Below are 26727 nucleotides of genomic sequence, written 5' to 3' on the forward strand. Positions count from 1 at the left end.
CGGCAGTCGCCCGCGGCTTGACCGCCGTCGCCGGCTGGGGGACGCTTGTCTGCCGGTGCCTGCGTACCGGTACCCGCCATGACCGCCCGCCGAGCGCCTGCTCGGACGGTGGCGACTCCGCTGCGGACAGCCATGACGGCCCGTTTTCTGACCACCCGGTTCCCGGCGCCACGCCCGGGCCGGGCAAGGGAGCAACGGCCGCATGTCCTACTCGACCCAGCAGATCCGCAACGTGGCCCTGGCGGGCCATCCCGGCGCCGGCAAAACCACCCTGTTCGAAGCCCTGCTGCAGGCCGGCGGCGCGATCCAGGCGGCAGGCACGGTCGAACGCGGCACCACGGTGTCGGATTTCGACCCGATCGAGAAGCAGCGCGGCCATTCCATCGATGCCGCCATCGCCGGCATTGACTACGGCGTCGGCCGCGAACCGATCCACCTCAACCTGATCGACACCCCCGGCTATCCGGATTTCCGCGGTCCCACGCTGTCGGCGCTGGCTGCGGTCGACACCGTCGCGGTCGTGGTCGACGCCGACGCCGGGATCGGCCACGGCACCCGGCGGATGCTGGAGTACGCCCGCGATCGCGGCCTGTGCCGCGCGCTGGTGGTCAACCGGATCGATCACGCCGGCGCCGACTGCGCGGGTCTGCTGGATGAGTTGCGCACGCGCTTCGGCCCGGAGCTGCTGCCGCTCAACCTGCCGGCGGACGGCGGCACGCGGGTGGTGGACTGCTTCGGCAGCGACGCCGGCAGCAGCGACCTGGGCCCGGTCGCGCAGTGGCACCAGAAGATCATCGACCAGGTGGTCGAGATCGACGAGACGATGATGGACCGCTACCTGGACCAGGGCGAGGGCGGGCTCTCGGGCCAGGAGCTGCACGACGCCTTCGAGCGATGCCTGCGCGAGGGCCACCTGGTGCCGGTGTGCTTCGTTTCCGCGCGCACCGGCGTCGGGGTGAAGGAGTTGCTCGGCATCGTCGCGAGCCTGTTCCCGCATCCGGGCGAGGCCAATCCGCCGCCGTTCGTGAAAGGCGCCGGCGCCGAGGCGACCCCGATCCGGGCCAGGCCGGATCCGGACGCGCACGTCATCGCCGACGTCTTCAAGATCGTCAACGACCCTTTCGTCGGCAAGCTCGGCGTGTTCCGCGTCCACCAGGGCACGGTGCGCCGGGACGCGCAGCTGTTCGTCGACGACGGCAAGAAGCCGTTCAAGGTCGCGCACCTGTTCAAGCTGCACGGCAAGGACCACGTGGAGATCGAACAGGCGATCCCCGGCGACATCGCCGCGGTGGCCAAGGTCGAGGACCTGCACTTCGACGCGGTGCTGCACGACAGCCACGACGAGGACCGGATCCGCCTGGCGCCGATGGCCTACCCGCGGCCGATGTTCGGGCTGGCGGTGGAGGCCGCGAGCAAGGGCCAGGAGCAGAAGCTGTCGGCCGCGCTGCACAAGCTCGCCGAGGAGGATCCCGCGTTCGCTGTCGAACACCACGCCGAGCTCAACGAGACCGTGCTGCGCGGGCTCTCCGACCTGCACCTGCGGGTGATGCTGGAGCGGCTGAAGGACAAGTACGGGGTGGAAGTGGTCACGCATCCGCCGCGGATCGCCTACCGCGAAACCGTCAGCGCCGGCGCCGAGGGCCATCACCGGCACAAGAAGCAGACCGGCGGCGCCGGACAGTTCGGCGAGGTGTTCCTGCGGATCGAGCCGCTGCCGCGCGGCGCCGGTTTCGAGTTCGCCGACGAGGTCAAGGGCGGCGCCATCCCCGGGCAGTTCATCCCCGCGGTCGAGAAGGGCGTGCGCCAGGTGCTGGCCAGCGGCGCGGTCGCCGGCTATCCGCTGCAGGACCTGCGCGTGACCGTGTACGACGGCAAGTACCACAGCGTCGACAGCAAGGAGGTCGCGTTCGTGGCGGCCGGGAAAAAGGCCTTCCTGGACGCCATCGCCAAGGCCGGCCCGCAGGTGCTGGAGCCGATCGTGACGCTGGAGGTGTCGGCGCCGGAGCAGCACATGGGCGACATCAGCGGCGGCCTGGCGGCCAAGCGCGCGCGCATCAACGGTACCGATTCGGTGCGCGGCGGCGAGATCGTGATTCGGGCGCAGGTACCGCTGTCGGAGCTGGAAGGCTATGCCGCGGAGCTGAAATCGATCACCGCCGGTCGCGGCCGTTATGCCCTGGATTTCAGCCATTACGAGCCGGTTCCGGCGCAGGTGCAGCAGAAGCTGATGGCGGCGTACAAGCCCCGGCGCGAGGAAGAGTGACGCCCCCGGATGCCCGTCCGGCACAGTCGCCGCGGCGAATAAACCCGAAAAAAAGCCGCTTTCGGGACTTGGCGGCGGCGCGGACTTGCCCTACATTTCGTGTGCCGAGGGGATTTCCAGGCACCGATTCCATACCGACCGATCCAACCACCGAGTACCACAGGACATATATGGCGAAGAAGAAGGCGACAAAGAAGGCCGCTCCGAAGAAGGCCGCTGCCAAGCCGGCCGCACCGAAGCCGATCAAGGAAGCCCTGAGCAAGTCCGGGCTGGTGGCGTACATCGCCGAAGCCAGCGGCATCGCCGCACGCGACGTGCGCGCGGTGATGGGCGCGCTGGAAGGCGCGGTCCACGGCTCCATCAGCAAGAAGGGCGCGGGCACCTTCACCCTGCCCGGCCTGCTGAAGATCACCGCGGTCAACGTGCCGGCCAAGCCCAAGCGCAAGGGCATCAACCCGTTCACCAAGGAAGAGCAGTGGTTCGCCGCCAAGCCCGCCTCGGTGAAGGTCAAGGTGCGCCCGCTGAAGAAGCTCAAGGACGCCGCGGCCTGATCGTCGCCACGTTACGCCGGTGCGGTTCGCCGCACCGGACCGAAAGGCCGGAATCCCGAGGGATTCCGGCCTTTTTCGTTTGCCGGTTGCGGATGCCGCCGCGCGCACCGCGCATGCCGCGCGCGTCCGGGCGGGGACCGCTGTCCGCGCCGCGCGCGACGCGCTAGCATCGCCGCGTCGCCGTCCCCACCCGCGACTTCGTCCCCCCGGGCCTTCCCTCGATTCGGAGTCATCCCATGGACAAGCGTTTCTGGGTCTGCGGCATCCTGGTCGCGATCGCCGCGTTGCTGCTGGACTTCCTGGTGCACGGCGTGCTGCTCGCGGGCGACTACCAGCCCCTGGTCGGCCGCGGGATCATGCGCGACGCGGCCGACGCACAGGGCTACCTGCCGTACATGCTGGGCGCGCACCTGCTGATCGGTTTCGGCCTGACCTGGCTGTACCGCAAGGGTGTCGACTCGGGCAAGCCCGCGCTCGGCCAGGGCCTGCGCTTCGGCGCCGCGGTGGCGGCAATCGCCACCCTCCCCGGCTACCTGATCTATTACGCGGTGCAGCCGCTGCCGGCGTCGCTGGTGGGCAAGCAGCTGCTGTACGGCACCATCGCGACGCTGCTGCTGGGCTTGCTGCTGGCCTGGCTCAATCCGGGCCGCAAGACCCTGTGAAGCCCGCGCGGTCCGGGGGCGTCGCCGCCGGACCGCACGCCACCGACCGCGGCCTGGTCGAGCGCCGGCTGGGCACGCGCACGTCGGACCCTGGCCCCGGCCTGACGACGGCCCGCCGCTCTCGGCATGGCGGCGCGGCGGCGCGAGCACGATCGGGCGTGCGCGCACGCCACGGCGGCCCCGCAAACGTTATGCTTGCCCGCCATGCGCGCTATCGGCCGCCTCCTCGCCCTGCCCTGCCTGTTGCTGCTGCTGTCTGCCTGCGGCGATGGCACCCGCAGCGACGCTGCCGACGCCACCGCCAGCGGCGCCGACGCCAACCTGCCCAAGCCCGAAGCGACCCGCGGTTCGGTCACCGGCATGCCCGACACCCCGGGCCCCGGCCCGGTCGGGCCGCCGCCGGCCAACCCGGCGCTCGACGGCTTGCCATCCGACACCACGCTCGCCGGGGACGGCAGCTTCGGCTTGCCGCCTGCCGACGGCAGCGCGCCCGCGACGGACGCGCCCGCAGGCGCGGCCCAGGCCGGCGACCCGCAAGCAGGCGGCGCCGTGGAAGCGGCGGCCGCCGAGCCCACCGCGCAGGATGCGGCCGCGGTGGTGCGCGAATACTACGCGGCGCTCGACGCCCGCCAGCCCGCGCGCGCCCGCGCGCTGTGGATCGACGCCGGTCGGGCCGGCACGTCGCCGTTCGCCGACGGTTTTGCCGAAGGCACGCAAGTGAGCGTGGAACTGCGCACGCCGGGCCGGGTCGACGCGGCCGCCGGCTCGCGCTACATCCAGCTGCCGGTGGCGGTCCGCGTCAGCGCCCGCGACGGCAGCGTGCGCCGCTACGTCGGCACCCACACCCTGCAGCGCGCGGTGGTCGCCGGCGCCAGCGCCGAACAGCGCGCGTGGCGGATCGTCGCAGCCGACCTGCGCGAGGTCGAGTGACGCTGCTCCGGCAGCAGCGACACGAACCGCGAGCGCGCGATCGCCACCGACGCCCGTGCCGAGCCCGGCGCAGCGCCGCCCCTACAATTCGAAGCGGTAGCTCAGCTTGATCAACAACTGCTCGCTATCGCGCAGCGCGAAGGCATCGCGCAGTTGCGACGCCTCGTCCCGCGCGAACTCGTCGAGCAGGTAGCCGCCGCGGCCGTAGACCACGTACAGGTCCGACAGCGGCGCCAGCTCGTAGCGGTAGCGCACCTGGAAGCCGAGGTTGCGCAGGCTGAAATCGGCGACCGGCTCCTGGACCGGGATCGGGGTGCCGTCCGGCGCGGCGCGCCAGGCCTGGCGCAGCTTCGCCTCCAGGCCGATCGCCTGCAGCTTGACCCGCAGTTCCTGGCGGTCGCCGATGGTCCAGTTGACTCCCGCATCGATCTCCAGCGCGCGCTCGTCGAAGGTACCGACCAGGTTGTCGCGCTGCCATACCACCCACTGCGGCGCGTGCTCCAGGTAGCCGAGCACGAACACGTTGAAGGCATCGCTGATGAAGTAGGTCGGCCTGAACTGGGCGTTGTAGCCGAGCTTGCGATCGGGGCCGATGCCGCCGCGGTTGATGCCCACGTTGCCGTAGAACTCCCAGTCGCCCTTGCGCGGGCGCGACCGCTCGTAGAACGCGTTGAAATTCGCCGGCATCGCGATGCTGCCATGGCCGCGCAGCAGGCGGTCGTCCTGCCCGGCGGAGTTGATGTTGATTTGCGCGTACTCGTTGCCGCCGTCGCGCCGGGTGCTCTGGCGCATCATCCGGAACTGCCGCTGCAGCGCCAGGCCATGGTCGTTGTCGGTACCGCTGATGCGCCAGCGCCACTCGTGCGAGGCATACGCCGAGGTTTCCGGCAGGTCGGTGAAACGGCGCGACAGCTGCCAGTGCCCGTAGTTGAGGTTGGCGCGCGACAGGTAGCCGAAATCGTTGATCTGCAGGCTGTCGCCGAAGTGCATGGCCAGCCATTGCGAGCGCCAGCCGTTGTCCAGCTCGTAGTCCACGACCACAGTCGCGCCGCTGCCGCGGGTGCTGTCGCCGGCCTGGTCGATGCGGCTGCCGAGCAGCCGGGTCTGCACGTTGAGGTGCTCGGTCGGCCGCCAGTTGTGGTCGATGCCGAGCACCGTCGCCTCGCGGTCCAGGTACGGATGCTCGACCTGGGTCAGCATCAAGCCGAGGTTCTGCTTGTCGTAGTCGCGCACCAGCCGCAGCGCGCGGAACGAGCGCCCGGCGGCATCGGCCTCCTCGGCCGCGAACAGGCCGTACTTGTACGCGCCCAGGCTGCCGTTGAGCTTGACCGCCGCGGTGATGTCGCCGGGACCGCTGCCGTCGTCCGCCGGGCCGCCGACCCGGCGCGTGTACAGCAGCTGGCTGAAGTCCGACGGCGTGCCGAAGTCGAAGATGCCCTGGTTCTCGGTGAAGAACGGGCGCTTGTCGCTGAAGAAGGTCTCGTTGGCGCCGAAATTGACCACCAGGTCGTCGCTTTCCACCTGGCCGAAGTCCGGATTGACGGTCGCGGTGAGCTGGGTCTGGCCGTTGGGTTTCCAGACCAGGTCGACGCCGGCGTCGAAGTGCTCCTGGCCGGCGATGTTGTCGTAGCTGCCGACCGCGTACGGCGTGACTGCCAGCAGCGACTGGCTGTATTGCGGCACCGCCAGCGGCGAGAACTCCGACAGGAAGCGCGGCCGGGTGAAGCTCGCCGCCGGCCACGCCACGCGCTCGCCGGTGGAACCGATCACGCGGTCCAGGTAGATGCCCAGCGTGCGCTTGCCCTCGGCGCCCTTGCGCATCGGCGCGATGTACCAGGGGATCAGCATCTCCGCCGACCAGGTGTCGCCGTCCTCGCTGGTCGCATGCCGCCAGTTGCCGTCCCAGTCCTTGTTGAAGTCGGACTCGTTGGCGATGGTGGCGTCGATGATGCCGTCGGTGATGTACAGGGTGAAGTTGTAGCCGGTGCGTCCGTCGCCGTCGAAATCGACCATCAGGTTGACGCGGTCCACCTGCGCGTCCTCGTCGCGCTGGGTACGGCGGTAGGTGCGCGGCACGCTGGCCGGCTGGGTGTTGCGGAACCCGATCGCCAGGCCCTCGGGCGTGGCCTTGATCCAGGCTTCGGTCGGGTACGGCGACGGCGCGCGCGTCAGCGGTTCGACCACGCGGAAATCGGTGATGTGCTCGGCGCCCTGCCATTCGGCCGGATCGATGCGGCCGTCGACGTCGATCGCCAGGGCCGGGCCGGCCGTGGCCAGGAGCAAGGTCGCCAACAGTGCGCGCATGCGTGCGGGTCCGGGAATCGCGGGATTGCCGGGCACGATAGCCGGCGGCGGCGGCGCGTCTAACTGGCGGAAGTCATTGCAACCTTTCGGCCGGTGGACGCAACGCGGTTCAGGCCGCTCGCGGCAGTGGCGGCGGCGTACCCATGCCGGGGGGTGGCGTCGCGCGGCTGCGCTGGACCCACAGGCGGCCTTCGGCGAGGTCCAGGGTGACCACCCAATCCTTGAGGAAGGGCATGCCGATGTTGCCGTCGATGGTGAGGTCGGGCGTGAACATCAGGCCCTCGACGCGGATGCCGGGCGCGATGTCGAAGGCGCCGTGCTGCGGCCCCTGCGCTTCGGGGTCGAGGCCGAACAGCGCCGCGTAGGGCCTGGACACCAGGATCGTGCCGCCGTTGCCGCTGTCGATCTCGAAGCGGACGATTCCCTTGCGGGTGGGCACCTCGACCATCGCCGCCAGCGCCACGCCGTATTCCCGCACCAGCCGCAGCGGCAGCTCGCGCGCCCCGGCGATGCGGCGTCGCGCGCTCGCGGGCGACTCCACCACCAACTCGCCGGCGGCGAAATCGATGCTGATCGTCTGGCCATCGAACACATCGAGCGCCAGCGAACCGTCCACGGGCTCGGCGTCCTTTGCGATCAGGGCAGTGACATCGAGCACCCCGGCAACCGGCGCCCGCAAGGCGTGGCCGCCGACGCTGAGGTCGAAATCATCGCAGCGCGGCATCTCCAGACGGTTGCCGGTCATCTGGAAGCCGACCATCCGGCCCCACGGCTTGCAGCCCGCCGCAGCCGCGAAGGCGGGGGAAACGACGGTATTGCCGCCGGCCGTATCCAGCGTGAACAGCCCTGGCTTGCCATTGGCCACCACCCTGACCGCGACGCTCTTGCGATACGGCTCGAGCTTGAGCACTGCGATCGGGGCGGCGTCGGCAGGCCCCTGCGCGAGGGCCGGGGCCGATGCGGCCGGCAGCACCGCCGCCAGCGCGAGCAGACAGCATGCGGTCTTGGTCCAGGATGGCATTGCCGGGCTCCGCGACGGGGGCGTGCCAGCATGCGATTGCCGGCCCCTCGCCGACACCGCCATCAGTCATGCGACCCGGGGCCCGCGTCGCGCATCTAGCGCTTGGGCTGGAGCATGGTCCCGGTGCACTTGCGGGCGCCGCAACGGCAGGCCCAGATCTTCTTCAGCCGCGCGGTGTGCGGCTCGTCCAAGGTGATGCCGTAGTTGTAGGTAAGCTCCTCGCCCGGCTCGATCGCGCGGATGGCCTCGATGAACACGCGCGATTTCTTCGGATCGCGCGCGTTCTCGTCCAGCACCGCCTCGCAATTGGGCTTGCAGCTGTGGTTGATCCAGCGCGCGCTGTTGCCACCGTAATTGGCGTCGATGACGTAATCGTCGTTGAGGGTGAACAGGAAGGTGTGCCCGCTCTCGATATCGCCGCTGTCGCCGGCATCGACCTCGGCATGGGTGCGGCGCAGGCCCTTGTATTCGATGATCCGCTCGCCCTTGGCGATCGGGGCGAGGGCGAACACGCCGTTGCCGTGGATGCGGGACTTGCGGGCGACGATCTTGCGCGGCATGGGAATTCCGTGGGGCGAAAACCCGCATTGTCGCCGCAGCGGCCGCCGATCGCCATCGCGTGGCCGCCGATCGCGCCGGGTGGCGTTTGCTCGGCATTCCCGTAACGAGAACTTCCGATGCACGCACGCCCCACCCTGTCCCTGCTGGCCGTCTCGACGCTCGCCGCCTGCGCCCCGGGCCCGCAGACCGTCGATACCGCGGCCCTGGCCGCCAACCTGACTCCGGCCCCCACCTCCGCCCCCGCCGCCATGCCCAGCGAGGCCAAGTTGCGCGCGCGCGGCGAATATCTGACCCGGATCGCCGGCTGCAACGACTGCCACACGCCGGGCTATGCCGAATCCGGCGGGCAGACGCCGCAGCACGACTGGCTGACCGGCTCGCCGCTGGGCTGGAGCGGCCCCTGGGGCACAACCTACCCCGCCAACCTGCGGCTCAAGGTGCAGGAAATGGACGAGGCCGCCTGGCTCGAGTACAGCGCCGAACTGCACACGCGCCCGCCGATGCCGGACTTCGCGGTGCGGGCGATGGATGAATCCGACCGCCGCGCGCTGTATCGCTTCATCCACGCGCTGGGGCCGGCCGGCCAGCCGGCGCCGGCCTACCTGCCGCCGGGACAGGTGCCGCAACGGCCGTACGTGCAGTGGGTGCTGCCGCCGGCACCCGCGCCGCAGGCGCCGTCCGCCGGCTGATTGCCGCCCGCCGCGCGCCGGGTTGGCCCGCGCGGCGGAAATCCGTACAATTTCAGTACGAAATGCGGGCCGTCCTCCCGGGCCCGCATCCGCGCTGCGGATTTCCCCCACCCCGGCCCCTGCCATGCTGCGCGTCACCAAGCTCACCGACTACGCCACTGTCGTCCTGACCGCGCTTGCCGCGCGGCCGGGCGTCGTGCTCAGCGCGGCGGACCTGGCCGAACAGGCCGGGCTGGAAATCCCCACCGTGGCCAAGGTGCTCAAGCCGCTCGCCCAGGCGCGCCTGGTCGAAGGCTTCCGCGGCGTCAACGGCGGTTACCGCCTGACCCGCGACGCGACCGCTATCAGCCTGATCGAGATCGTCGAGGCGATGGAAGGGCCGCTGGCCATGACCGAGTGCAGCATCCACACCGGCACCTGCAGCATCGAGCAATCCTGCGGCGTCCGCGCCAACTGGCGCCGGCTCAACGACGTCGTCGCCGAGGCCCTGCGCGGCGTGACCCTGGCGCACATGCTGGCGCAGCCGCTGCCGACCCCCGTCTTGCGCAAGGCCGCCGCGCCGGCGCCGAGTACCCCATGACCCCACCGACCGCCACGCCCCAAGCCCTTCCCGCCCGGACCCCGCCCATGGATACCGCCGCGCCCGGCAACGCGCAGATCATCGAACAACTCGGCCGCCGCTACGACGCCGGTTTCATCACCGACATCGAGACCGATTCGCTGCCGCCGGGCCTGTCGGAGGAGATCATCCGCGCGCTGTCGGCCAAGAAGCACGAGCCGGAGTGGATGACGCAGTGGCGGCTGGACGCCTACCGCCACTTCCTGACCATGCGCCAGCCGGACTGGGCCAAGCTCAGGCTCGGCCCGATCGACCTGCAGGCGCTGAGCTACTACTCCGCGCCCAAGGGCCCCAAGTACAAGTCGCTGGACGAGGTGCCCAAGGAGCTGATCGACACCTACGACAAGCTCGGCGTGCCGCTGCACGAGCGCGCCAAGCTGGCCGGGGTAGCGGTGGACGCGGTGTTCGACTCGGTGTCGGTCGGCACCACGTTCCAGAAGGAACTGGCGGCGGTGGGCATCATCTTCACCTCGATGAGCGATGCCATCCAGAAACACCCGGAGCTGGTGCGCCAGTACCTGGGCACGGTGGTGCCGGTGGGCGACAACTACTTCGCCGCGCTCAACTCGGCGGTGTTCTCCGACGGCAGCTTCGTGTTCATTCCCAAGGGCGTGCGCTGCCCGATGGAACTGTCGACCTATTTCCGCATCAACGCCGGCCACACCGGCCAGTTCGAGCGCACCCTGATCGTCGCCGAAGAGGGTTCCAACGTCTCCTACCTGGAAGGCTGCACCGCGCCGATGCGCGACGAGAACCAGCTGCACGCGGCGGTGGTCGAGCTGGTGGCGCTGGACGACGCCAACATCAAATACAGCACGGTGCAGAACTGGTACCCCGGCGACGAGAACGGCGTCGGCGGCATCTACAACTTCGTCACCAAGCGCGCCGAGTGCCGCGGCGCGCGCAGCAAGGTGACCTGGACCCAGGTCGAGACCGGCAGCGCGATCACCTGGAAATACCCCAGCTGCGTGCTGCGCGGCGACGATTCGGTGGGCGAGTTCCATTCGGTCGCGCTGACCCACCACTACCAGCAGGCCGACACCGGCACCAAGATGATCCACATCGGCAAGCGCACCAAGTCGAAGATCGTCAGCAAGGGCATCAGCGCCGGCCGCGGCCAGAACATCTACCGCGGCCTGGTCAAGGTCGAGCGCAGCGCCGAGGGCGCGCGCAACCACACCCAGTGCGACTCGCTGCTGATCGGCAAGCAGTGCGGCGCCCACACCTTCCCCTACATCGAGGTCAAGCAGCCCGGCGCCACCGTCGAACACGAAGCCACCACCTCCAAGATCTCCGACGACCAGCTGTTCTACTGCCGCAGCCGCGGCATCGGCGAGGAGGATGCGGTGTCGATGATCGTCGACGGCTTCTGCAAGCAGGTGTTCCGCGAGCTGCCGATGGAGTTCGCGGTCGAAGCCAAGAAACTGCTGGACGTCAGCCTGGAAGGCGCGGTCGGCTGACCCGGTCCCCCTTCCCCGCTTCCCATTTCCCCACTCCGAATCCCAATCCCAATCCCATGCTGAAGATCGACAACCTCCACGCCCGCATCAACGGCCGCGACATCCTCAAGGGCCTGTCGCTGCAGGTGCAGCCCGGGCAAGTGCACGCGATCATGGGCCCCAACGGCGCCGGCAAGTCCACCCTGGGCAACATCCTGGCCGGGCGCGACGGCTACGAGGTGACCGCCGGCAGCGTCGAGTTCCAGGGCCGCGACCTGCTGCAGCTGGCGCCGGAGGCGCGCGCGGCGGCCGGGGTGTTCCTCGCCTTCCAGTACCCGGTCGAGATCCCGGGCGTGAACAACACCTACTTCCTGCGCAGCGCGCTCAACGCCCAGCGCAAGGCGCGCGGCGAGCCGGAGCTGGACTCGATGCAGTTCCTGAAGAAGGTGCGCGAGAAGCTGGCGATCCTGCACCTGGACGATCGCCTGCTGCAGCGCGGGGTCAACGAGGGCTTTTCCGGCGGCGAGAAGAAGCGCAACGAGATCTTCCAGCTGGCGGTGCTGGAGCCGGCACTGGCGATCCTGGACGAGACCGACTCGGGCCTGGACATCGACGCGCTCAAGAGCGTCGCCGACGGCGTCAATGCGCTGCGCTCGCCCGAGCGCGCGTTCCTGGTGATTACCCACTACCAGCGCCTGCTGGACTACATCAAGCCCGACGTGGTGCACGTGCTGGCCGACGGCCGCATCGTCGAGAGCGGCGGGCCGGAGCTGGCGCTGGAACTGGAAGCCCACGGTTACGCCTGGCTCAAGGACCGGGTCGCGCCGGAGGCCGCCTGATGGGCGCGCTGCTCGACTCGCTGGCCGCCGGTTTCGACGGCGACGCCGGACGCCGCCTGGCGCTGGATGCGGCGCTGCGCGACGGCCTGCCGCCGACGCGCAGCGAGGCCTGGAAGTACACGCCGCTGCGCGCGCTGGAGCGCCGCAGCTTCAGTGCGTTGCCGCAGCCGCACGCCGCGGTCGACCCGGCGCTGCTGGCCGCCATCCCGGCGCCGCGGATGGTGCTGGTCAACGGCCGCTTCGACCCGGAGCTGTCCGACCTGTCCGGGCTGCCGGCCGGCGCCACGCTGCGCCCGCTGGCGCAGGTCCTGGCCGACCCGGACCCGCGCGCCGGCAATTTCCTGCAGCGCCGCTTCGAACGCGCCGACGAGGTCTTCGCCCGGCTCAACGCCGCCTTCGCCGTCGACGGCGCGGTGCTGCGCGTGGCCGAGCACGTGCGCCTGCCCGCGCCGCTGCAGCTGGTGTTCGTGGGCGCGGCCGCGGACGCCGACCTCGCCTGGCATGCGCGCCATTTCATCGAACTGCGCCGCGGCGCCGAGGCGACCGTCGTCGAGCACCACCTCGCCGCCGGCGCCCACGCCCATCTCGGCAACACCCTGACCCACGTGCATCTGGCCGCCGGCGCGCAGCTGCAGCACCTGCGGCTGCAGGACGAAGCGCCGCGCGCGACGCTGATGGCGCGCACCGACGCGGTGCTGGCGCGCGAGGCGCAATACCAGCGCCTGGACCTGGAGCTTGGCGCCGCGCTGTCGCGCCACGAGCTCAACGTGCGCCTGGAAGGCGAGAACGCCATGCTGGTCTGCAACGGCGTGCTGCTGGCCAGCGACAAGCGCCACCTCGACACCCGCCTGCACATCGAGCACATCGCCCGCGACACCGCCTGCGACCTGACCTGGCGTGGCCTCGGCGCCGGCCGCGGCCGCGCGGTGTTCCACGGCGGCATCGTCATCCGCCCCGGCGCCGACGGCAGCGACGCCAACCTGTCCAACAAGAACCTGCTGTTGTCCGACCAGGCCGAGATCGACACCCAGCCGGTGCTGGAGATCTACGCCGACGAGGTCAAGGCCGCGCACGGCGCCACCGTCGGCCAGCTCGATCCCACCGCGATGTTCTACCTGCGCTCGCGCGGCCTGCCCGAATCCGAGGCGCGGCGTCTGCTGACCGCGGCCTTCTGCCGCGAGGTGCTGGCGGTGCTGGAACCAGCCACCCTGCGCGAGACGCTGACCGCGTCGCTGGACCGCGCCCTGGCCGCGCTGGCGCCGGCATGAACGCGGCCACGCCGATCCCGGCCGCGATCGACTGGGCGCGGGTGCGCGCCGACTTTCCGCTACTCGACCGCCAGGTCCACGGCAAGCCGCTGGTCTATTTCGACTCCGCCAACACCGGGCAGAAGCCGGAGCCGGTGATCGCGGCGACCGACGATTTCTACCGCCGCCACAACGCCAACGTCAGCCGCGCGGTGCACGCGCTGGGCAACGAGGCGACCGACGCCTACGAGGCCGCGCGCGGCAAGCTGGCGCGCCATCTCAACGTGCGCAGCGACGAGCTCGTGTTCACCAGCGGCACCACCTTCGCCATCAACCTGGTGGCCTATTCGTGGGCGCTGCCGCAGCTGCGGCCCGGCGACGCGATCGTGCTCACGCGCATGGAGCACCACGCCAACATCGTGCCGTGGCAGCTGGTTGCGCAACGCACCGGCGCCACGATCAAGGTCGCGGAGATCACCGCCGACGGCGCGCTCGACCTGGACGCGCTGGACGCCGCGCTGACCCAGGAGGTCAAGCTGCTCGGGGTGGCCCACGTCTCCAACGTGCTCGGCACCATCAACCCGGTGCGCGAGATCTGCCGGCTGGCGCGCAAGCGCGGCGTGGTCACCGTGGTCGACGGCTCGCAGGCGCTGCCGCACATGGCGGTGGACATCGCCGCGATCGGCTGCGACTTCTACGCCCTCACCGGGCACAAGATGTGCGGCCCGACCGGCACCGGCGCGCTGTGGGCGCGGCGCGAGCACCTGGCGGCGATGCCGCCGTTCCTCGGCGGCGGCGAGATGATCCGGCAGGTGCGCTTCGAGGGCACCACCTTCAACGATCCGCCGCACCGTTTCGAGGCCGGCACCCCCAACATCGCCGGCCAGGTCGGCCTCGGCGTCGCGGTCGATTACCTGGGCGCGCTGGGCATGGCCAACGTCGCCGCGCGCGAAACCGAGCTGCTGGCGCACCTGACCGAGGAAATGCGCAAGATCCCGGGCCTGCGCATCATCGGCACCGCGCCCGACAAGGCGGCCGTGGTCTCGTTCCTGGTCGAAGGCGCGCACGCCCACGACCTGGCCACGCTGCTCGATCTGGAAGGCGTGGCTGTGCGCTCCGGCCACCACTGCGCGCATCCGCTGATGCAGTTCTACGGCGTGCCGGCGACCTGCCGCGCCTCGCTCGCCTTCTACAACACCCACGCCGAGATCGAGGCCTTCATCGCGGCGCTGCTGAAGGTGCGGCGCCTGCTCGGCTAGACTCCGCCGGTGCCGACGGAGGATCCGATGCCCGACGAGACCGCCACGCTGTTGCGCGAGATCCGCGACAACCAGCGCGCGAGCCTGCAACTTCAGCGCGAATACATGGCGCTGTACCAGGCGCAACTCGACCGCGCCGAGCGCATCAACGACCGCACCGAGGCGATCCAGGGCCGGGCCGGCAAGGCCATCCGGGCGATCCTGTGGCTGGCCGTGCCGCTGTTGTTGCTGCTGTTGGCGCTGATGCTCTGGCCTAACCTGCGGGCCCTGTCGCCATGAGTGCCCCCGTCGCCTCCCCTGCCCCGGCGTTCCGCGCCGCCACCGCGGACGACGTGCCGGCGCTGGTGGAGCTGGTCACCGCCGCCTACCGTGGCGACGCCAGCCGCCGCGGCTGGACCACCGAGGCCGACCTGCTGGACGGCAACCGCATCGTCCCGGAAGTGCTGTACGCCGACCTGGCGCGGTCGCGCAGCCGGATCGTGCTGGCCGAGCGCGACGGCCTGCCGCTGGCCTGCGCGCATGTCGCCGAGGTCGACGGCGCCGGCTATTTCGGCATGTTCGCGGTGCGTCCGGAGCTGCAACGCGGCGGCCTCGGCCGCGCGGTGCTGGCCGAGGCCGAGCGCATCGTGCGCGAGGAGTGGCGGCTGCCGGCGATGCGCATGACCGTGATCGACCTGCGCGAGGAACTGATCGCCTGGTACCAGCGCCGCGGCTACCGCCGCACCGGCATCAAGAAGCCGTTCCCCGCCACCGATCCGCGCTTCGGCATCCCCAGGCGCGACGACCTGCGCTTCGAGGTGCTGGAAAAACCCCTGTAGCGGCGCGTCCGCCGGCCCTGCGCAGCGACGAACACCTGCGCGCCCGGCGCCGCTGCTGCCACCCGCCGTTGCCGAGACAGCCCGCCATGCCCGACTGGATCCGCGTCTGCGCCACCTCCGAAATGCTGCCCGGCGAGAGCAAGCTGGTCTGGGACGGCGATACCCCCATCCTGGTGGTCAACTATGACGGCGCCTACTACGCGCTGGAGGACCGCTGCAGCCACGAGGACTTCGAGCTGTCGGCCGGCTGCTTCGATGCCGGCAGCGGCACCATCGAATGCGTGCTGCACGGCTCCAGGTTCGACGTCCGCGACGGCCGGCCGCTGAATCCGCCGGCCTACACCCCGGCGGTCCGGTTCCCGGTCAAGCTCGAGGACGACGCCGTCTGGACCCGCGACGACCGCGACTGAGTCCGGCACCGAAACGATTGCGACTGCGAATCGTTCTCATTACCATGGCGGATGACGCGGCCCACAGGCCGCCCCATTTGCCGAGGAACCGATGCCGTCCCTGTCCCGTGCGCGCGCCGCGCGCTGTTGTCGTGCCCCTTTGACCCTGGCCCTGGGCCTGGCCCTGTGCGCGCCGGCCCTGGCCGCCGACGGCGACCCCGTCGACGACGACGCTCCCCAGGACTTGGCCGGTGTCACCGTGGTCGGCCAGCGCTATCTGCCGGACTACACGGCGCGCAAGACCCGCACCGCCACCCGCACCGACACGCGCCTGCTCGACGTGCCGCAGGCGGTGACCGTGGTCACCGACAAGCTGGCCGCCGATCAGGCCATGACCAGCCTCGCCGACACCCTGCGCTACATGCCCGGCATCGGCGTGGCGCAGGGCGAGGGCAATCGCGATACGCCGGTGTTCCGCGGCACCAGCTCGACCGGCGACTTCTTCGTCGACGGCATCCGCGACGACGTGCAGTACATCCGCGACCTCTACAACCTGGAGCGGGTGGAGGCGCTGAAGGGCCCCAACGCGATGATCTTCGGCCGCGGCGGCAGCGGCGGCGTGATCAACCGCGTGACCCGCCAGGCGGACGGCCAGAGCCACCGCAGCGGCACCCTGCAGTTCGGCTCCGGCGACCGCCGCCGCGCCACGCTCGACTACGGCACTGGCCTGGGCAGCGGCAACGCCGATGCCGGCTTCCGCATCAACGCGGTGTACGAGGACTCCGGGAGCTTTCGCGACGGCTACGAGCTCGAGCGCCATGGCCTGAACCCGACCTTCGGCATCGACCTGGGCGCGCACACCCGGCTGCAGCTGTCCTACGAGCATTTCCACGATGCGCGGGTGGCCGACCGCGGCGTGCCGTCGCTGGGCGGGCGCCCGCTCGATGTCGATCCCTCGCGCTTTTTCGGCAACCCGGAACTGAGCCCGGTGCAGGCCACCGTGGACGCCTTCGACGCGGTGCTGGACCACGACTTCGGCGACAGCCTGAGCCTGCGCAACCACCTGCGCTGGGCCGACTACGACAAGTTCTACCAGAACGTGTTCCCGGGCGCGGTGGACGCCGCCACCGACAGCGTGGCCCTGGCGGCCTACAACAACGCCACCACCCGCCGCAACCTGTTCAACCAGACCGACCTGGTGTGGAAGCTCGCTACCGGCGGCGTGCGGCATACCGTGCTGGCCGGCGCCGAGTTCGGCCGCCAGGTCACCGACAACCTGCGCATGACCGGCTACTTCGGCGCGCCGGGCAGCACCGTCACCGGCATCAGCGTGCCGCTGTCGGATCCGCGCAGCCCGCTGCCGGTGGAGTTCCGCCGCAAGGCCAGCGACGCCGACAACCACGGCGTGGCCGAGGTCGCCGCGGTGTACCTGCAGGACCAGATCGAACTGTCGCCGCAGTGGCAGCTGATCGCCGGCCTGCGCTACGACGACTTCCGCGTCGACCTGCGCGACCACCGCAGCGGCGAGACCTTCCGCAGCGACGACGGCCTGCTCTCGCCGCGCGCCGGGCTGGTGTACAAGCCGCTGGACCGCGTCTCGCTGTACGCCAGCTACTCGGTCGCCTATCAGCCGCGCGCCGGCGACCAGTTGGCCTCGCTGAACGTCGGCAACGCGGCGCTGGACCCGGAAACTTTCCGCAACCGTGAGCTCGGCGCCAAGTGGGACCTGCGCCCGGACTTGCAGGCCAGCCTCGCGGTCTACCGGCTGGACCGCGGCAACGTCGCGGTCGCCGACCCCGCCGACCCGACCCGCTCGCTGCTGGTCGACGGCCAGGTCGCCAAGGGCGTGGAGCTGGGCATCGCCGGGCGCATCACCCCGGCCTGGCAACTGATGGGCGGTTACGCGTACCAGACCGGCGAGATCACCAGCACCCAGTCGGCCACCGCGCTGGCCGGCAATCGCCTGGCGCAGCTGCCGCGGCATTCGGCCTCGCTGTGGAACCGCTACGACTTCACCCCGGCCTTCGGCGTCGGCCTGGGCATCGTCCACCGCGGCGCGATCTTCGCCAACGTGGACAACGCGGTCGAGCTGCCGGCCTTCACCCGCTTCGACGCGGCCGTGTACTGGACCCTCGCCCCGGCGCTGCAACTGCAGCTCAACATCGAGAACCTGACCGACCGGCGCTATTTCGCCAGCGCCCACAGCAACAACAACATCAGCCCGGGCGCGCCGCGCAGCGCGTGGATCGGGGTGAACTACCGGTTCTGAGGCAGCGGCCGCGACGCCTGCCCACCCCACCGCCGCAGCGGTGGGCCGGGGCTGTCCGTGCCCTTGCAGGTCGGCGCTCAGGTACCTGGCTGCGAGCGCCCCCGGATCCCCGGTCCGGTGATGGAGCCCCGCTGCGGCAACGACGCCCGGCCGCAGGGCGCCAGCGCCGTGCGGGGCCCGGCGGACGTGCGGTTGCGGCCGCTGCCCGGGGTCGCCTAGCGGCGCTCGCGCGGGGCGAGGCGCACCAGCAGCACCGCGCCGCTGCCGTCGAGCACGCAACGCCGGCGTGCGGCAGTGGCGGCGAGCAAGGCGGTATCGCCCTGCTGCAGGTCGCCCAGCCCGGAGTCGTCGGCGAAGCGTGCATGCCCGGCCAACTGGTGCACGGCCCAGGTTTCGCCGGGTCCGGCGAACAGCACCATCGTCCCCACCAGCGGCCGGTGCCAGAGCCGGGCGTCGAACGCGTCGCGGCGCCACATGAGGTTGAAGTCCTGGGTCGGGCCGTCGAGCAGTTCGCCGCGCAACGCGCGCTCGCCGGCAAAATGCAGGCGGTCGTGCGGCGGCAACAGCTCGCGGATCTCGCCGTCGTCGAAGCGCAGGCGCAGGCCGTTGCCGGCCAGCAGCAGCAGTTCGCGCTCGATCCCGGGAAAGACGGAGAACGGTGCGTCCTGCTCGATCTCGGCGATCGACAGGCGCCAGTCCCAGCCGTCGGCGGGCGCCGGCGCCGGCTGCGCATGGATCTCCCGGGTCCAGCCGGCCCCGTTGCGCCAGCGCTGGCGCCGGTACTCGTTGGCGGGGATGATCCGGATCGCGCGCTCCATGCCGCCAGTGTAACGAGGCGCGGCGGCGACATTGGCCACCCCGCCGGGCGGGCCCGCCCGGCCGCAACAGAGCCGCCCGCCTCGCGCTTCCTGCGCGGGGCGGGCGGCATACGTCCCTGTGGCGGCATCCTGCCGGTCCTGGCTGGAGCGTCCTGCTCCTGCGGCCGCGGCGCGCCTCCGTGCGCGTCCGGCGTAGCGGTCAGCGCGTGGCGACCTTGCGCGCGGCGGGCGCGGCCGGCTTGCGCGCCGGGGCGACGGTGCCGAGCACGATGCGGTCGCGGTTCTTCTCGACCGTCTTCAGGCCGATGCCCTTGACCAGTGCCAGCTGCTCGACGCTGCGGAAGCTGCCGTGGGCCTTGCGGTAGGCGACGATGGCCTGCGCCTTGGACGGGCCGACGTTGAGCAGCACCCGGTCGATGGTGGCGGCGTCGGCGGTGTTGATGTTGACCCGGTCGGCGGCGAACGCGGAGGCGGACAGCGCGCTGGTGGCCAGCAGCAGGGTCAGGGCGAGCGACTTGAGGGTAGCGGCGAAGGTGTTCATGGCGGATCTCCTTGGGTGATGTGGGCTTCCGTTTCCGGGCCGGCTGGTCTTGGCTGCCGGTGGAAACAGTGTCCGCATCCCGATGCCGCCACCCTATCGCCGCATCCGCCGCGGCGAAGCCGGGAAATGCCGCATCCCGGCGTAGGAAAAGTCCTACACGCCGCCGCAGCGTAGAATTCGGCGACTCCACGCACGCAAGGCCCGCCATGGATGCCAGCAAGATCGAACGCTTCGTCGCCGACAAATGGGACGCGGACATCGTTCCCCAACTCGTCGAATACATCCGCATCCCCAACAAGTCGCCGATGTTCGACGCGGACTGGGTCGGGCACGGCTACATGGACGCTGCCGCCGGATTGATGGAGACCTGGGCCCGGGCCCAGGCGATCCCCGGGATGACGGTGGAGGTGGTGCGGCTGGAAGGGCGCACGCCGCTGATCTACCTGGAGATCCCGGCCACCGGCGCGGACACCGGCGAGGACTGCGTGCTGCTTTACGGGCACCTGGACAAGCAGCCGGAGATGACCGGCTGGGACGAAGGCCTGGGGCCGTGGACGCCGGTGCTGCGCGGCGAGCGCCTGTACGGCCGCGGCGGCGCCGACGACGGCTATGCGATCTTCGGCTCGCTGGCGGCGATCCAGGCACTGCAGGCGCAGGGCGCACCGCATGCGCGTTGCGTGGTGCTGATCGAGGCCTGCGAGGAATCGGGCAGCTACGACCTGCCGGCCTACGTCGACCACCTCGCCGAGCGGATCGGCAAGCCCTCGCTGGTGGTATGCCTGGATTCGGGCTGCGGCAACTACGAGCAGCTGTGGTGCACGACCTCGCTGCGCGGCCTGGCCGGCGGCAATCTCACCGTCAAGGTGCTGTCCGAAGGCGTGCACTCGGGCGACGCGTCGGGCATCGTGCCCTCGAGCTTCCGCCTGCTGCGGCAGTTGCTGTCGCGGATCGAGGACGAGGACAGCGGCCGGATCCTGCTCGACGGCCTGCACGCCGAGATCCCCGCCGACCGCGCGCTCCAGGCGGCCAAGGTCGCCGAAGTGCTCGGCACCGAGGTCTACGACAAGTTCCCGTTGCTGCCGGGCATGCAGCCCATGCACGCCGACCTGACCGAGCTGGTGCTCAACCGCACCTGGCGCCCGGCGCTGTCGATCACCGGCATGGACGGCATCCCGCCGCTGGCCTCGGCCGGCAACGTGCTGCGTCCGCAGACCGCGGTCAAGCTGTCGCTGCGCCTGCCGCCGACCCTGGACGGCAAGCGCGCCGGCGACCTGCTCAAGGACGCCCTGCTGCGCGATCCGCCGAACGGCGCGCAGGTGACGCTGGACCTGGAGAAGGCCTCCACCGGCTGGAACGCGCCGGCGATGGCGCCGTGGCTGGAGCGGGCGATCGACACCGCCAGCCGGGAATTCTTCGGCAAGCCGGCGATGTACATGGGCGAGGGCGGCTCGATCCCGTTCATGGGCATGCTCGGCGAGAAGTTCCCCGGCGCGCAGTTCATGATCACCGGCGTGCTTGGCCCGCATTCCAATGCGCACGGGCCCAACGAATTCCTGCACATCCCGATGGGCAAGAAGGTCACCGCCTCGGTGGCGCGGGTGCTCGCCGAGCACCACGCCGCCAGCGTGCGTGGCGAGACCACCGGCGCGGCGGTGGCCGCCAGCGTCCAGGAACGCGGCACCCACGGCTGCTGCTGAACCCCGGAGCGGCGCATGGAGCACGGCCCGGTCCAGATCGTCCAGTTCCTGCGCCTGTTCGAACGCCTCGGCGATGGCTGGATCGCCCTCGTGGCGACCGGCGTGTTCGCCGGCTTGCTGGTGCGACTGGCCAGCAGCCGGCAGCGCCACGTCGGCTTCTGGTCGAGCGCCCTGCTCGGGGTCGCGGGCGCCGTGCTGGGTGTATCCGCGGCCGGCGTCTTCGGCATCGCCCTGCCCGGCCCGGGCGCGCGCTTCCTCGCGGCGCTGGCCGGCAGCTGCGTGCTGGCGCTGCCGGGCGGCATGCTGGCCCGCATGCTGCGCCGCCGCAAGGCTCCGCCGCCCTGACCCCCTAGGATGCGGCGGGCAACACCCATCTCACCCTAGGGGAGCACAAGCATGTTCGAAGGCATCCTTGGCTACATCGTCGGTGGCGCGGTGATCGGCATCCTGGCCCGGCTGTTCAAGCCCGGCGCGGATCCGCTGGGCTGGATCATGACCATCGTGCTGGGCATCGCCGGCGCGCTCGCCGGCAACTACCTCGCGGGCATGTTCGGGGTGGGTGCGACCTGGCAGGTCTGGGCGCTCGCGGTCGGCTGCGCGATCGTGCTGCTGTTCCTCTACGAACTGCTGCGCCGCAAGAAGCCCGTGGCCACGACCTGACGCGACGCTTCCGCCCGCAGGCCCGGCGCCCCGCGAAAGCGGGGCGCTTGCGTTCAGGCGCGGCCGTACACGTCCTCGTAGCGGACGATGTCGTCCTCGCCGAGATAGTCGCCCGACTGCACCTCGATCAGTTCCAGCACCTCGCTGCCGGGGTTCTCCAGCCGGTGCTTCGCGCCGATCGGGATGTAGGTCGACTGGTTGGCGTGCAGCTCGAACACGTCGTGGTCGCGGGTCACCCGCGCGGTGCCGCTGACCACGATCCAGTGTTCGGCGCGGCGCGTGTGCGACTGCAGCGACAGCGCCGCGCCCGGCTTGACCTTGATCCGCTTGACCTGGAAGCGCTCGCCCTGGTCGACCGAGTCGTAGCTGCCCCAGGGCCGGTGCACCTCGCGGTGCAGCGCCGCCTGGCTGCGCTGGTCGGCCTTGAGCTGCGCGACCACCTCCTTGACCTGCTGCACCTTGTCCTTGCGCGCCACCAGCACCGCATCGTCGGTCTCGACCACGACGATGCCCTCGACCCCGACCAGCGCCACCAGCCGCCGCGCATAGGCGTAGCTGTCGCGGCTGTCGACCGCGATCACGTCGCCGCGGCAGGCATTGCCTGCCGCGTCGCGCTCGGCCACGTCCCACAGCGCCGACCACGAGCCGACGTCGTTCCAGCCGACCTCCACCGGCAGCACCATCGCCGCATCGGTGCGCTCCATCACCGCGTAGTCGATCGACTGCGCGGGGCAGGCGACGAAGGCGTCGCGGTCCAGGCGGATGAAGTCGCCGTCGCGGCGGGCCGCCGCGAACGCGGCGCGGGTGGCCGCAAGGATGTCCGGGCGCAGCCGCTCGAGCTCGGCCAGGTAGCGCGAGGCGCGGAACAGGAACATGCCGCTGTTCCAGTAGTAACCGCCCGCGTCCAGGTAGGCCCGGGCGGTGTCGGCATCGGGTTTCTCGACGAAGCGCAGCACCTTGCGCACGCCCTCGCCGGGGGCGGCCTGGATGTAACCGAAGCCGGTTTCCGGCGCGTCCGGCACGATGCCGAAGGTCACCAGCGCGCCGTCCGCCGCCGCCGCGCAGGCCGCGCGCACCGCGGCGCGGAACGCCTCGGCGTCGGCGACGACATGGTCGGACGGCAGCACCAGCAGCAACGGGTCCGCGCCCGCCGCGGTCGCCTGCAGCGCCGCTGCGGCGATCGCCGGCGCGGTGTTGCGGCCGACCGGTTCCAGCACGATCGCCGCGGCCGGCGCGCCGGTCAGCCGCAGCTGCTCGGCGGCGAGGAAACGGTGCTCCTCGCCGGCGACCACGATCGGCGCGGCGTCGGCCAGCGGCGCGACCCGGCGCCAGGTCGCCTGCAGCAGGCTGTCCTCGCCCGCCAGCGGCAGGAACTGCTTGGGATAGGCCTCGCGCGACAACGGCCACAAGCGGGTACCGGAACCGCCGCACAGCAGCACGGGTTGCAGTGTCGCCACGATCATCTCCCTGTAATCGAAGCGGCAGTTTACCCTGTGCGGCACCGCGCCCCGCCCGGAGAACGCATGAACCGCCCCGCCGACGATCCTTCCGCGCGCGCCCTGGAGCGCCTGGCCTGGGCCCGCGACGCGCTCGCGGCCCCGGCCGCGACGCTGGTGCGCGCGTCGACGGACGCCGGTTTCCGCAGCTACTGGCGCACGCTCGGCGCGGCGCCCAGCCGGATCGTGATGGATTCGCCGCCGGACAAGGAGGATGTGCGGCCGTGGCTGCGCATCCGCGACCTGCTCGCGGCCGGCGGCGTGCGCGTACCGCAGGTGCTGGCGCGCGAGGTCGAGCGCGGTTTCCTGCTGCTGGAGGACCTGGGCGCGGACACCTGCCTGCAGGCGATCGACGACTCCAATGCCGACGCCCTGTTCGACGCCGCCCTTACGCAGTTGCTGAAGCTGCAGGCGATCGCGCCGCCGCCGGACCTGCCGGCCTACGACGAGGCGCTGCTGGCGCGCGAGCTGCGGCTGTTCGACCAATGGTTCCTCGGCCGCCATCTCGGCGTGACCCTGGACTGCGGCGAACTGGAGACGCTGGATCTGGTCTACCGGCGCCTGATCGACGCCGCGCTGGCGCAGCCGCAGGTGCTGGTGCACCGCGACTTCATGCCGCGCAACCTGATGCCGGTGGACGGCGGCTTGGCGGTGCTGGATTTCCAGGACGCGGTGCGCGGCCCAATCGCCTACGATCCGCTGAGCCTGTTCAAGGACGCCTTCCTGAGCTGGCCGCAGGCGCGCGTGGACGGCTGGCTCGGCCGCTATCACGCGCGCGCCGTGGCCGCCGGCCTGCCGGTGCCGCCGCTGGCGCGGTTCCGCCGCGACGCCGACTGGATCGGGGTGCAGCGGCACCTGAAGGTGATCGGCATCTTCGCGCGCCTGCAGCATCGCGACGGCAAGCCCAAATACCTCGCCGACGTGCCGCGCTTCTTCGCCTACCTCGACGCGGTGCTGCCGCGCTACCCGGAGCTGGCGCCATTGGCCGCGCTGATCGCGCGCCGGGTGCCGGCGCCGGCGCGCGCGGCCGGGACCGGGCCCGGATGAAGGCGCTGATCTTCGCCGCCGGCCTCGGCGAGCGCATGCGCCCGCTGACCGAGACCACGCCCAAGCCGCTGCTGCGCGCCGGCGGCAAGCCGCTGATCGCCTGGCACCTGGAAAAGCTCGCCGCGCTCGGCGTGCGCGACGTGGTGGTCAACACCAGCTGGCTGGCCGAGCAGTTCTCGCGCGCGCTCGGCGACGGCGCGCACTGGGGCCTGCGCCTGCACTACGCCTACGAAGGCGCCACGCCGCTGGAAACCGGCGGCGGCATGCACCACGCGCTGCCGCTGCTGGCCGGCGCCGACGACACGCCGTTCCTGGCGATCAACGGCGACATCTGGTGCGACTACGACTTCGCGCGGCTGCCGCGCGCCCCCGCCGGCGCCGCGCACCTGGTGCTGGTCGACAACCCGCCGCAGCATCCGCACGGCGACTTCGTCCTGCGCGCGGACGGTGGCCTGGCCGCCAGCGGCGCGGCGGCGCTGACTTTCGCCGGCATCGGCGTCTACCGGCCGTCGCTGTTCGCCGACTGGCGCGCGACGATCGGCGCGGCCCCCGGCGTGGAAGCCACACCACCACGCTTCAAGCTCGCGCCGTTGCTGCGCGCGGCGATCGCGCGCGGAGCGGCGACCGGCGAACACCATCGCGGCCGCTGGACCGATGTCGGCACGCCGCAGCGGCTGGCGCAGCTGGATGCCGGACTGGCCGCGGAAAGCTCCTGAGCGGCGGTGCCCGCGGCCGCTCAGTGGCCGGGCGCCAGGATCCGCCGCAGGAACGGCACGGTGACCCGCCGTTGCGCCGCCAGCGAGGCCCGGTCGAGCCGGTCGAGCAGGCCGGTGAGCCCGGCCAGGTCGCGTCCGACCCGCCGCAGCAGCCATTCCAGCGCCGCCTCCTCCAGCACCAGCCCGCGCCGCTGTGCGCGCTCGCGCAACACCGTGCGGCGGCCGGCATCGTCCAGCGGCGCCAGCGCGATCCGGGCGCACTGCGCCAGCCGCGAGCGCAGGTCCGGCAAGGCCAGCGGCAAGGCATCGGGCGCCACCCGCGCGGTGTACAGCAGCGCGCGGCCGGCCGCGCGCGCGCGGTTGTGGAAGCCGAACAACGCAATCTCGTCGTCGCGGCTGCCGGCGATGGCATCCAGGCCGTCGAGCGCGATCACGTCGCTGCCCTCGAGCGCATCCAGCGCGAGCGGCAGGCGCCCGGCGGCGGCCTGCAGCGGCAGGTAGGCGGCGCGGCGACCGGCGGCCTCCGCGGCCGCGCAGGCGGCCAGCGCCAGATGGGTCTTGCCGACGCCCGCCGGCCCGCACAGGAACAGCCCGTCGGCGCCGGGCGCCTGCGCCAGCGTGCGCAGCTGCGCCAGCGCGCCGGCGGGCGCGGCAACGAACGTCTGCAGGCGCTGGTCGGGGGGGTAACGCAGCGCGAGCGGCAGCTGCCGCGCCGCGTCGGGGCCGGGCGCGCTCACGCGTCGTCCCGGCTCGCGGCGCTGTCGTCGGGCGCGACGTAGTCGTCGAGCAGGATCGCCGGGTGCCCGCCGGCATACAGCCGGCTCTGGGTATAGCGCTCGTGCGCATAGCGCAGCAGCACGTTGGCGATCGCCGCCACCGGCAGCGCCAGCAGCATGCCGAGGAAACCGAACAGGGTGCCGCCGGCCAGCACCGCGAAGATCACCGCCACCGGATGCAGGCCGATGCGGTCGCCGACCAGCTTGGGGGTCAGCCAGTAGCTCTCGATCGCCTGGCCGATGCCGAACACCGCGGCCACCCCGACCAGGTGCTGCCAATCGCCGAACTGCACCAGCGCGGCGATGCTGCCGAGCACCACCACCGTCGCCGGCCCGAGATAGGGCACGAAGGTCAGCAGCCCGGCGATGATGCCGATCAGGATCCCCAGGTCCAGCCCCACCGCCCACAGCCCGAGGCCGTAGAGCACGCCCAGGATCAGCATCACCAGCAGCTGCCCGCGCAGGAAGCCGCCGAGCACCTCGCTGGATTCGCGCGCCAGCCGCGCCACCGTGCTTGCGTGGTCGCGCGGCACCAGCGCCGCGGCCCGGCCCACGAACAGGTCCCAGTCGCGCAGGAAGAAGAACGTCAGCACCGGCAGCAGCACCACGTTGGCCACCCAACCCAGCAGCGCGAAGCCCGAGCGCGAGAGGTAGCCGAAAACCGTCGCCGCGGCGCCGCCGGCCTGCTGCCAGTGCGTGCGCACCAGTTCGATCAGCCGTGCCGGATCCAGCCAGCCGACCAGCTGCAGCCCGGTGCGCACCTCGACCCACGGCAGCGCGGTGCCGATGAACCAGTCGCGATAATTCGGCAACGACGCCACCAGGGTGACGATCTGCCGCTGCAGCAACGGCAGCAGCAGCAGCAGGCCCAGCAGCACGATCGCCGCCATCACCGTGAACACGACGATCACCGCGGTATTGCGCGCACGCCCGGCGCGCTCGAGCCGGTCCACCAGCGGATCGCCGAGCCAGCCCAGCAGCGCGGCCAGCACGAACGGCGTCAGCACCGGCGCCAGCAGCCACACGCCCCAGCCCACGGCCAGCGCCAGCAGGCCCCATTGCAGGCGCTGCAGGAAGGTCGCCAGCGCGTACTCGTCGCGACCGTCCATGGCGGCC

The 26727-nt window shown here is 71.4% G+C and carries 27 protein-coding genes; 19 read left to right on the plus strand and 8 right to left on the minus strand.

Annotation, left to right across the window (positions count from 1 at the left end):
• The first annotated feature begins 202 nt into the window (after nucleotides 1-202).
• The 4 genes from fusA (at nucleotide 203) to D0Y53_RS00845 (ending at nucleotide 4406) form a co-directional block, all read left to right on the plus strand.
• Complete coding sequence (fusA, locus tag D0Y53_RS00830) at nucleotides 203-2263, plus strand: elongation factor G (RefSeq protein WP_117201217.1); 2061 nt, start codon at nucleotides 203-205, stop codon at nucleotides 2261-2263.
• Nucleotides 2264-2433: 170 nt separating this feature from the next.
• Nucleotides 2434-2814: an HU family DNA-binding protein gene (locus D0Y53_RS00835; protein ID WP_117201218.1), complete on the plus strand. Its 381-nt coding sequence runs from the start codon at nucleotides 2434-2436 to the stop codon at nucleotides 2812-2814.
• Between the two features lie 236 nt (nucleotides 2815-3050).
• Nucleotides 3051-3476 (plus strand): hypothetical protein, encoded by a 426-nt coding sequence (locus D0Y53_RS00840; protein ID WP_117201219.1) that lies wholly within the window; start codon nucleotides 3051-3053, stop codon nucleotides 3474-3476.
• Nucleotides 3477-3680: 204 nt separating this feature from the next.
• Nucleotides 3681-4406: a hypothetical protein gene (locus D0Y53_RS00845; protein ID WP_117201220.1), complete on the plus strand. Its 726-nt coding sequence runs from the start codon at nucleotides 3681-3683 to the stop codon at nucleotides 4404-4406.
• An 81-nt stretch (nucleotides 4407-4487) separates the two neighbouring features.
• Here the strand turns inward: D0Y53_RS00845 and D0Y53_RS00850 are convergent, their stop codons facing one another.
• From D0Y53_RS00850 to D0Y53_RS00860, 3 genes are all read right to left on the minus strand, one after another.
• On the minus strand, nucleotides 4488-6710 hold the full coding sequence (locus tag D0Y53_RS00850) for a DUF5916 domain-containing protein (protein ID WP_117201221.1): 2223 nt from the start codon (nucleotides 6708-6710) through the stop codon (nucleotides 4488-4490).
• Nucleotides 6711-6819: 109 nt separating this feature from the next.
• Nucleotides 6820-7794 (minus strand): aspartyl protease family protein, encoded by a 975-nt coding sequence (locus D0Y53_RS00855; RefSeq protein ID WP_117201222.1) that lies wholly within the window; start codon nucleotides 7792-7794, stop codon nucleotides 6820-6822.
• Nucleotides 7795-7826: 32 nt separating this feature from the next.
• Nucleotides 7827-8291, minus strand: coding sequence for an SET domain-containing protein (locus D0Y53_RS00860; RefSeq protein ID WP_117201223.1), 465 nt, complete (start codon nucleotides 8289-8291; stop codon nucleotides 7827-7829).
• Nucleotides 8292-8408: 117 nt separating this feature from the next.
• Between D0Y53_RS00860 and D0Y53_RS00865 the strand changes: the two genes are divergently transcribed.
• The 10 genes from D0Y53_RS00865 to D0Y53_RS00910 all read left to right on the plus strand — a co-directional run bounded on the left by D0Y53_RS00865 (nucleotide 8409) and on the right by D0Y53_RS00910 (nucleotide 17860).
• Complete coding sequence (locus tag D0Y53_RS00865) at nucleotides 8409-8981, plus strand: cytochrome C (protein ID WP_117201224.1); 573 nt, start codon at nucleotides 8409-8411, stop codon at nucleotides 8979-8981.
• A gap of 124 nt (nucleotides 8982-9105) precedes the next feature.
• Nucleotides 9106-9561: an SUF system Fe-S cluster assembly regulator gene (locus D0Y53_RS00870; protein WP_117201225.1), complete on the plus strand. Its 456-nt coding sequence runs from the start codon at nucleotides 9106-9108 to the stop codon at nucleotides 9559-9561.
• A 47-nt stretch (nucleotides 9562-9608) separates the two neighbouring features.
• The gene (sufB, locus tag D0Y53_RS00875) at nucleotides 9609-11060 is read left to right on the plus strand and encodes a Fe-S cluster assembly protein SufB (RefSeq protein WP_117201226.1); all 1452 of its coding nucleotides are present in this window, start codon (nucleotides 9609-9611) and stop codon (nucleotides 11058-11060) included.
• 56 nt (nucleotides 11061-11116) lie between these two features.
• Nucleotides 11117-11878: a Fe-S cluster assembly ATPase SufC gene (gene sufC, locus D0Y53_RS00880; RefSeq protein WP_117201227.1), complete on the plus strand. Its 762-nt coding sequence runs from the start codon at nucleotides 11117-11119 to the stop codon at nucleotides 11876-11878.
• A complete protein-coding gene (sufD, locus tag D0Y53_RS00885) occupies nucleotides 11878-13146 on the plus strand; it encodes a Fe-S cluster assembly protein SufD (RefSeq protein ID WP_117201228.1) in 1269 nt (422 codons plus the stop codon). The genes sufC and sufD overlap by 1 nt, the downstream gene beginning before the upstream one ends.
• On the plus strand, nucleotides 13143-14384 hold the full coding sequence (locus tag D0Y53_RS00890) for a cysteine desulfurase (RefSeq protein WP_117201229.1): 1242 nt from the start codon (nucleotides 13143-13145) through the stop codon (nucleotides 14382-14384). Before sufD ends, D0Y53_RS00890 begins: the two co-directional genes overlap by 4 nt.
• A gap of 27 nt (nucleotides 14385-14411) precedes the next feature.
• Nucleotides 14412-14663 (plus strand): hypothetical protein, encoded by a 252-nt coding sequence (locus D0Y53_RS00895; protein WP_117201230.1) that lies wholly within the window; start codon nucleotides 14412-14414, stop codon nucleotides 14661-14663.
• On the plus strand, nucleotides 14660-15202 hold the full coding sequence (locus D0Y53_RS00900) for a GNAT family N-acetyltransferase (protein WP_117201231.1): 543 nt from the start codon (nucleotides 14660-14662) through the stop codon (nucleotides 15200-15202). Before D0Y53_RS00895 ends, D0Y53_RS00900 begins: the two co-directional genes overlap by 4 nt.
• Before the next feature lie 86 nt (nucleotides 15203-15288).
• Nucleotides 15289-15612 (plus strand): non-heme iron oxygenase ferredoxin subunit, encoded by a 324-nt coding sequence (locus tag D0Y53_RS00905; protein WP_117201232.1) that lies wholly within the window; start codon nucleotides 15289-15291, stop codon nucleotides 15610-15612.
• 139 nt (nucleotides 15613-15751) lie between these two features.
• Nucleotides 15752-17860: a TonB-dependent receptor gene (locus D0Y53_RS00910; RefSeq protein WP_233511578.1), complete on the plus strand. Its 2109-nt coding sequence runs from the start codon at nucleotides 15752-15754 to the stop codon at nucleotides 17858-17860.
• 215 nt (nucleotides 17861-18075) lie between these two features.
• On the opposite strand, the gene D0Y53_RS00915 is transcribed toward D0Y53_RS00910, so the two are convergent.
• Entirely contained in the window at nucleotides 18076-18678 is a 603-nt protein-coding gene (locus D0Y53_RS00915) for a HutD/Ves family protein (protein WP_117201234.1), read from the minus strand.
• A 199-nt stretch (nucleotides 18679-18877) separates the two neighbouring features.
• Nucleotides 18878-19219, minus strand: a complete 342-nt coding sequence (locus D0Y53_RS00920; RefSeq protein ID WP_117201235.1) for a ComEA family DNA-binding protein — start codon at nucleotides 19217-19219, stop codon at nucleotides 18878-18880.
• A gap of 206 nt (nucleotides 19220-19425) precedes the next feature.
• Here D0Y53_RS00920 and D0Y53_RS00925 point away from each other — a divergent pair, with 206 nt between their 5' ends.
• The 3 genes from D0Y53_RS00925 to D0Y53_RS00935 are packed head-to-tail and all read left to right on the plus strand — an operon-like array spanning nucleotide 19426 to nucleotide 21576.
• Nucleotides 19426-20916, plus strand: a complete 1491-nt coding sequence (locus D0Y53_RS00925; RefSeq protein ID WP_117201236.1) for a M20 family metallopeptidase — start codon at nucleotides 19426-19428, stop codon at nucleotides 20914-20916.
• A gap of 15 nt (nucleotides 20917-20931) precedes the next feature.
• The gene (locus tag D0Y53_RS00930; protein WP_117201237.1) at nucleotides 20932-21261 is read left to right on the plus strand and encodes a GlsB/YeaQ/YmgE family stress response membrane protein; all 330 of its coding nucleotides are present in this window, start codon (nucleotides 20932-20934) and stop codon (nucleotides 21259-21261) included.
• A 51-nt stretch (nucleotides 21262-21312) separates the two neighbouring features.
• Nucleotides 21313-21576 (plus strand): GlsB/YeaQ/YmgE family stress response membrane protein, encoded by a 264-nt coding sequence (locus tag D0Y53_RS00935; RefSeq protein WP_117201238.1) that lies wholly within the window; start codon nucleotides 21313-21315, stop codon nucleotides 21574-21576.
• A 53-nt stretch (nucleotides 21577-21629) separates the two neighbouring features.
• Here the strand turns inward: D0Y53_RS00935 and D0Y53_RS00940 are convergent, their stop codons facing one another.
• On the minus strand, nucleotides 21630-23033 hold the full coding sequence (locus D0Y53_RS00940; protein WP_325048054.1) for a mannose-1-phosphate guanylyltransferase/mannose-6-phosphate isomerase: 1404 nt from the start codon (nucleotides 23031-23033) through the stop codon (nucleotides 21630-21632).
• 66 nt (nucleotides 23034-23099) lie between these two features.
• Between D0Y53_RS00940 and D0Y53_RS00945 the strand changes: the two genes are divergently transcribed.
• Nucleotides 23100-24119, plus strand: a complete 1020-nt coding sequence (locus D0Y53_RS00945) for an aminoglycoside phosphotransferase family protein (protein ID WP_117201240.1) — start codon at nucleotides 23100-23102, stop codon at nucleotides 24117-24119.
• Nucleotides 24116-24835: an N-acetylmuramate alpha-1-phosphate uridylyltransferase MurU gene (gene murU, locus D0Y53_RS00950; protein ID WP_117201241.1), complete on the plus strand. Its 720-nt coding sequence runs from the start codon at nucleotides 24116-24118 to the stop codon at nucleotides 24833-24835. Before D0Y53_RS00945 ends, murU begins: the two co-directional genes overlap by 4 nt.
• Before the next feature lie 20 nt (nucleotides 24836-24855).
• Here murU and hda read toward each other — a convergent pair whose 3' ends face one another.
• A complete protein-coding gene (gene hda / locus D0Y53_RS12985) occupies nucleotides 24856-25572 on the minus strand; it encodes a DnaA regulatory inactivator Hda (RefSeq protein WP_233511579.1) in 717 nt (238 codons plus the stop codon).
• Nucleotides 25569-26720: an AI-2E family transporter gene (locus D0Y53_RS12990; protein WP_233511580.1), complete on the minus strand. Its 1152-nt coding sequence runs from the start codon at nucleotides 26718-26720 to the stop codon at nucleotides 25569-25571. The genes hda and D0Y53_RS12990 overlap by 4 nt, the downstream gene beginning before the upstream one ends.
• Between the last annotated feature and the right edge of the window lie 7 nt (nucleotides 26721-26727).

Origin of the sequence: Cognatiluteimonas weifangensis (assembly GCF_003416885.1) — a bacterium.
Classification (GTDB): Bacteria; Pseudomonadota; Gammaproteobacteria; order Xanthomonadales; family Xanthomonadaceae; genus Cognatiluteimonas; species Cognatiluteimonas weifangensis.

Bases quoted from the DNA above. Each gene is read 5' to 3' on its own strand.
- fusA (WP_117201217.1), top strand. From the start codon at position 203: ATGTCCTACTCGACCCAGCAGATCCGCAACGTGGCCCTGGCGGGCCAT.
- D0Y53_RS00835 (WP_117201218.1), top strand. From the start codon at position 2,434: ATGGCGAAGAAGAAGGCGACAAAGAAGGCCGCTCCGAAGAAGGCCGCT.
- D0Y53_RS00840 (WP_117201219.1), top strand. From the start codon at position 3,051: ATGGACAAGCGTTTCTGGGTCTGCGGCATCCTGGTCGCGATCGCCGCG.
- D0Y53_RS00845 (WP_117201220.1), top strand. From the start codon at position 3,681: ATGCGCGCTATCGGCCGCCTCCTCGCCCTGCCCTGCCTGTTGCTGCTG.
- D0Y53_RS00850 (WP_117201221.1), bottom strand. From the start codon at position 6,710: ATGCGCGCACTGTTGGCGACCTTGCTCCTGGCCACGGCCGGCCCGGCC.
- D0Y53_RS00855 (WP_117201222.1), bottom strand. From the start codon at position 7,794: ATGGCGGTGTCGGCGAGGGGCCGGCAATCGCATGCTGGCACGCCCCCG.
- D0Y53_RS00860 (WP_117201223.1), bottom strand. From the start codon at position 8,291: ATGCCGCGCAAGATCGTCGCCCGCAAGTCCCGCATCCACGGCAACGGC.
- D0Y53_RS00865 (WP_117201224.1), top strand. From the start codon at position 8,409: ATGCACGCACGCCCCACCCTGTCCCTGCTGGCCGTCTCGACGCTCGCC.
- D0Y53_RS00870 (WP_117201225.1), top strand. From the start codon at position 9,106: ATGCTGCGCGTCACCAAGCTCACCGACTACGCCACTGTCGTCCTGACC.
- sufB (WP_117201226.1), top strand. From the start codon at position 9,609: ATGGATACCGCCGCGCCCGGCAACGCGCAGATCATCGAACAACTCGGC.
- sufC (WP_117201227.1), top strand. From the start codon at position 11,117: ATGCTGAAGATCGACAACCTCCACGCCCGCATCAACGGCCGCGACATC.
- sufD (WP_117201228.1), top strand. From the start codon at position 11,878: ATGGGCGCGCTGCTCGACTCGCTGGCCGCCGGTTTCGACGGCGACGCC.
- D0Y53_RS00890 (WP_117201229.1), top strand. From the start codon at position 13,143: ATGAACGCGGCCACGCCGATCCCGGCCGCGATCGACTGGGCGCGGGTG.
- D0Y53_RS00895 (WP_117201230.1), top strand. From the start codon at position 14,412: ATGCCCGACGAGACCGCCACGCTGTTGCGCGAGATCCGCGACAACCAG.
- D0Y53_RS00900 (WP_117201231.1), top strand. From the start codon at position 14,660: ATGAGTGCCCCCGTCGCCTCCCCTGCCCCGGCGTTCCGCGCCGCCACC.
- D0Y53_RS00905 (WP_117201232.1), top strand. From the start codon at position 15,289: ATGCCCGACTGGATCCGCGTCTGCGCCACCTCCGAAATGCTGCCCGGC.
- D0Y53_RS00915 (WP_117201234.1), bottom strand. From the start codon at position 18,678: ATGGAGCGCGCGATCCGGATCATCCCCGCCAACGAGTACCGGCGCCAG.
- D0Y53_RS00920 (WP_117201235.1), bottom strand. From the start codon at position 19,219: ATGAACACCTTCGCCGCTACCCTCAAGTCGCTCGCCCTGACCCTGCTG.
- D0Y53_RS00925 (WP_117201236.1), top strand. From the start codon at position 19,426: ATGGATGCCAGCAAGATCGAACGCTTCGTCGCCGACAAATGGGACGCG.
- D0Y53_RS00930 (WP_117201237.1), top strand. From the start codon at position 20,932: ATGGAGCACGGCCCGGTCCAGATCGTCCAGTTCCTGCGCCTGTTCGAA.
- D0Y53_RS00935 (WP_117201238.1), top strand. From the start codon at position 21,313: ATGTTCGAAGGCATCCTTGGCTACATCGTCGGTGGCGCGGTGATCGGC.
- D0Y53_RS00945 (WP_117201240.1), top strand. From the start codon at position 23,100: ATGAACCGCCCCGCCGACGATCCTTCCGCGCGCGCCCTGGAGCGCCTG.
- murU (WP_117201241.1), top strand. From the start codon at position 24,116: ATGAAGGCGCTGATCTTCGCCGCCGGCCTCGGCGAGCGCATGCGCCCG.
- D0Y53_RS12990 (WP_233511580.1), bottom strand. From the start codon at position 26,720: ATGGACGGTCGCGACGAGTACGCGCTGGCGACCTTCCTGCAGCGCCTG.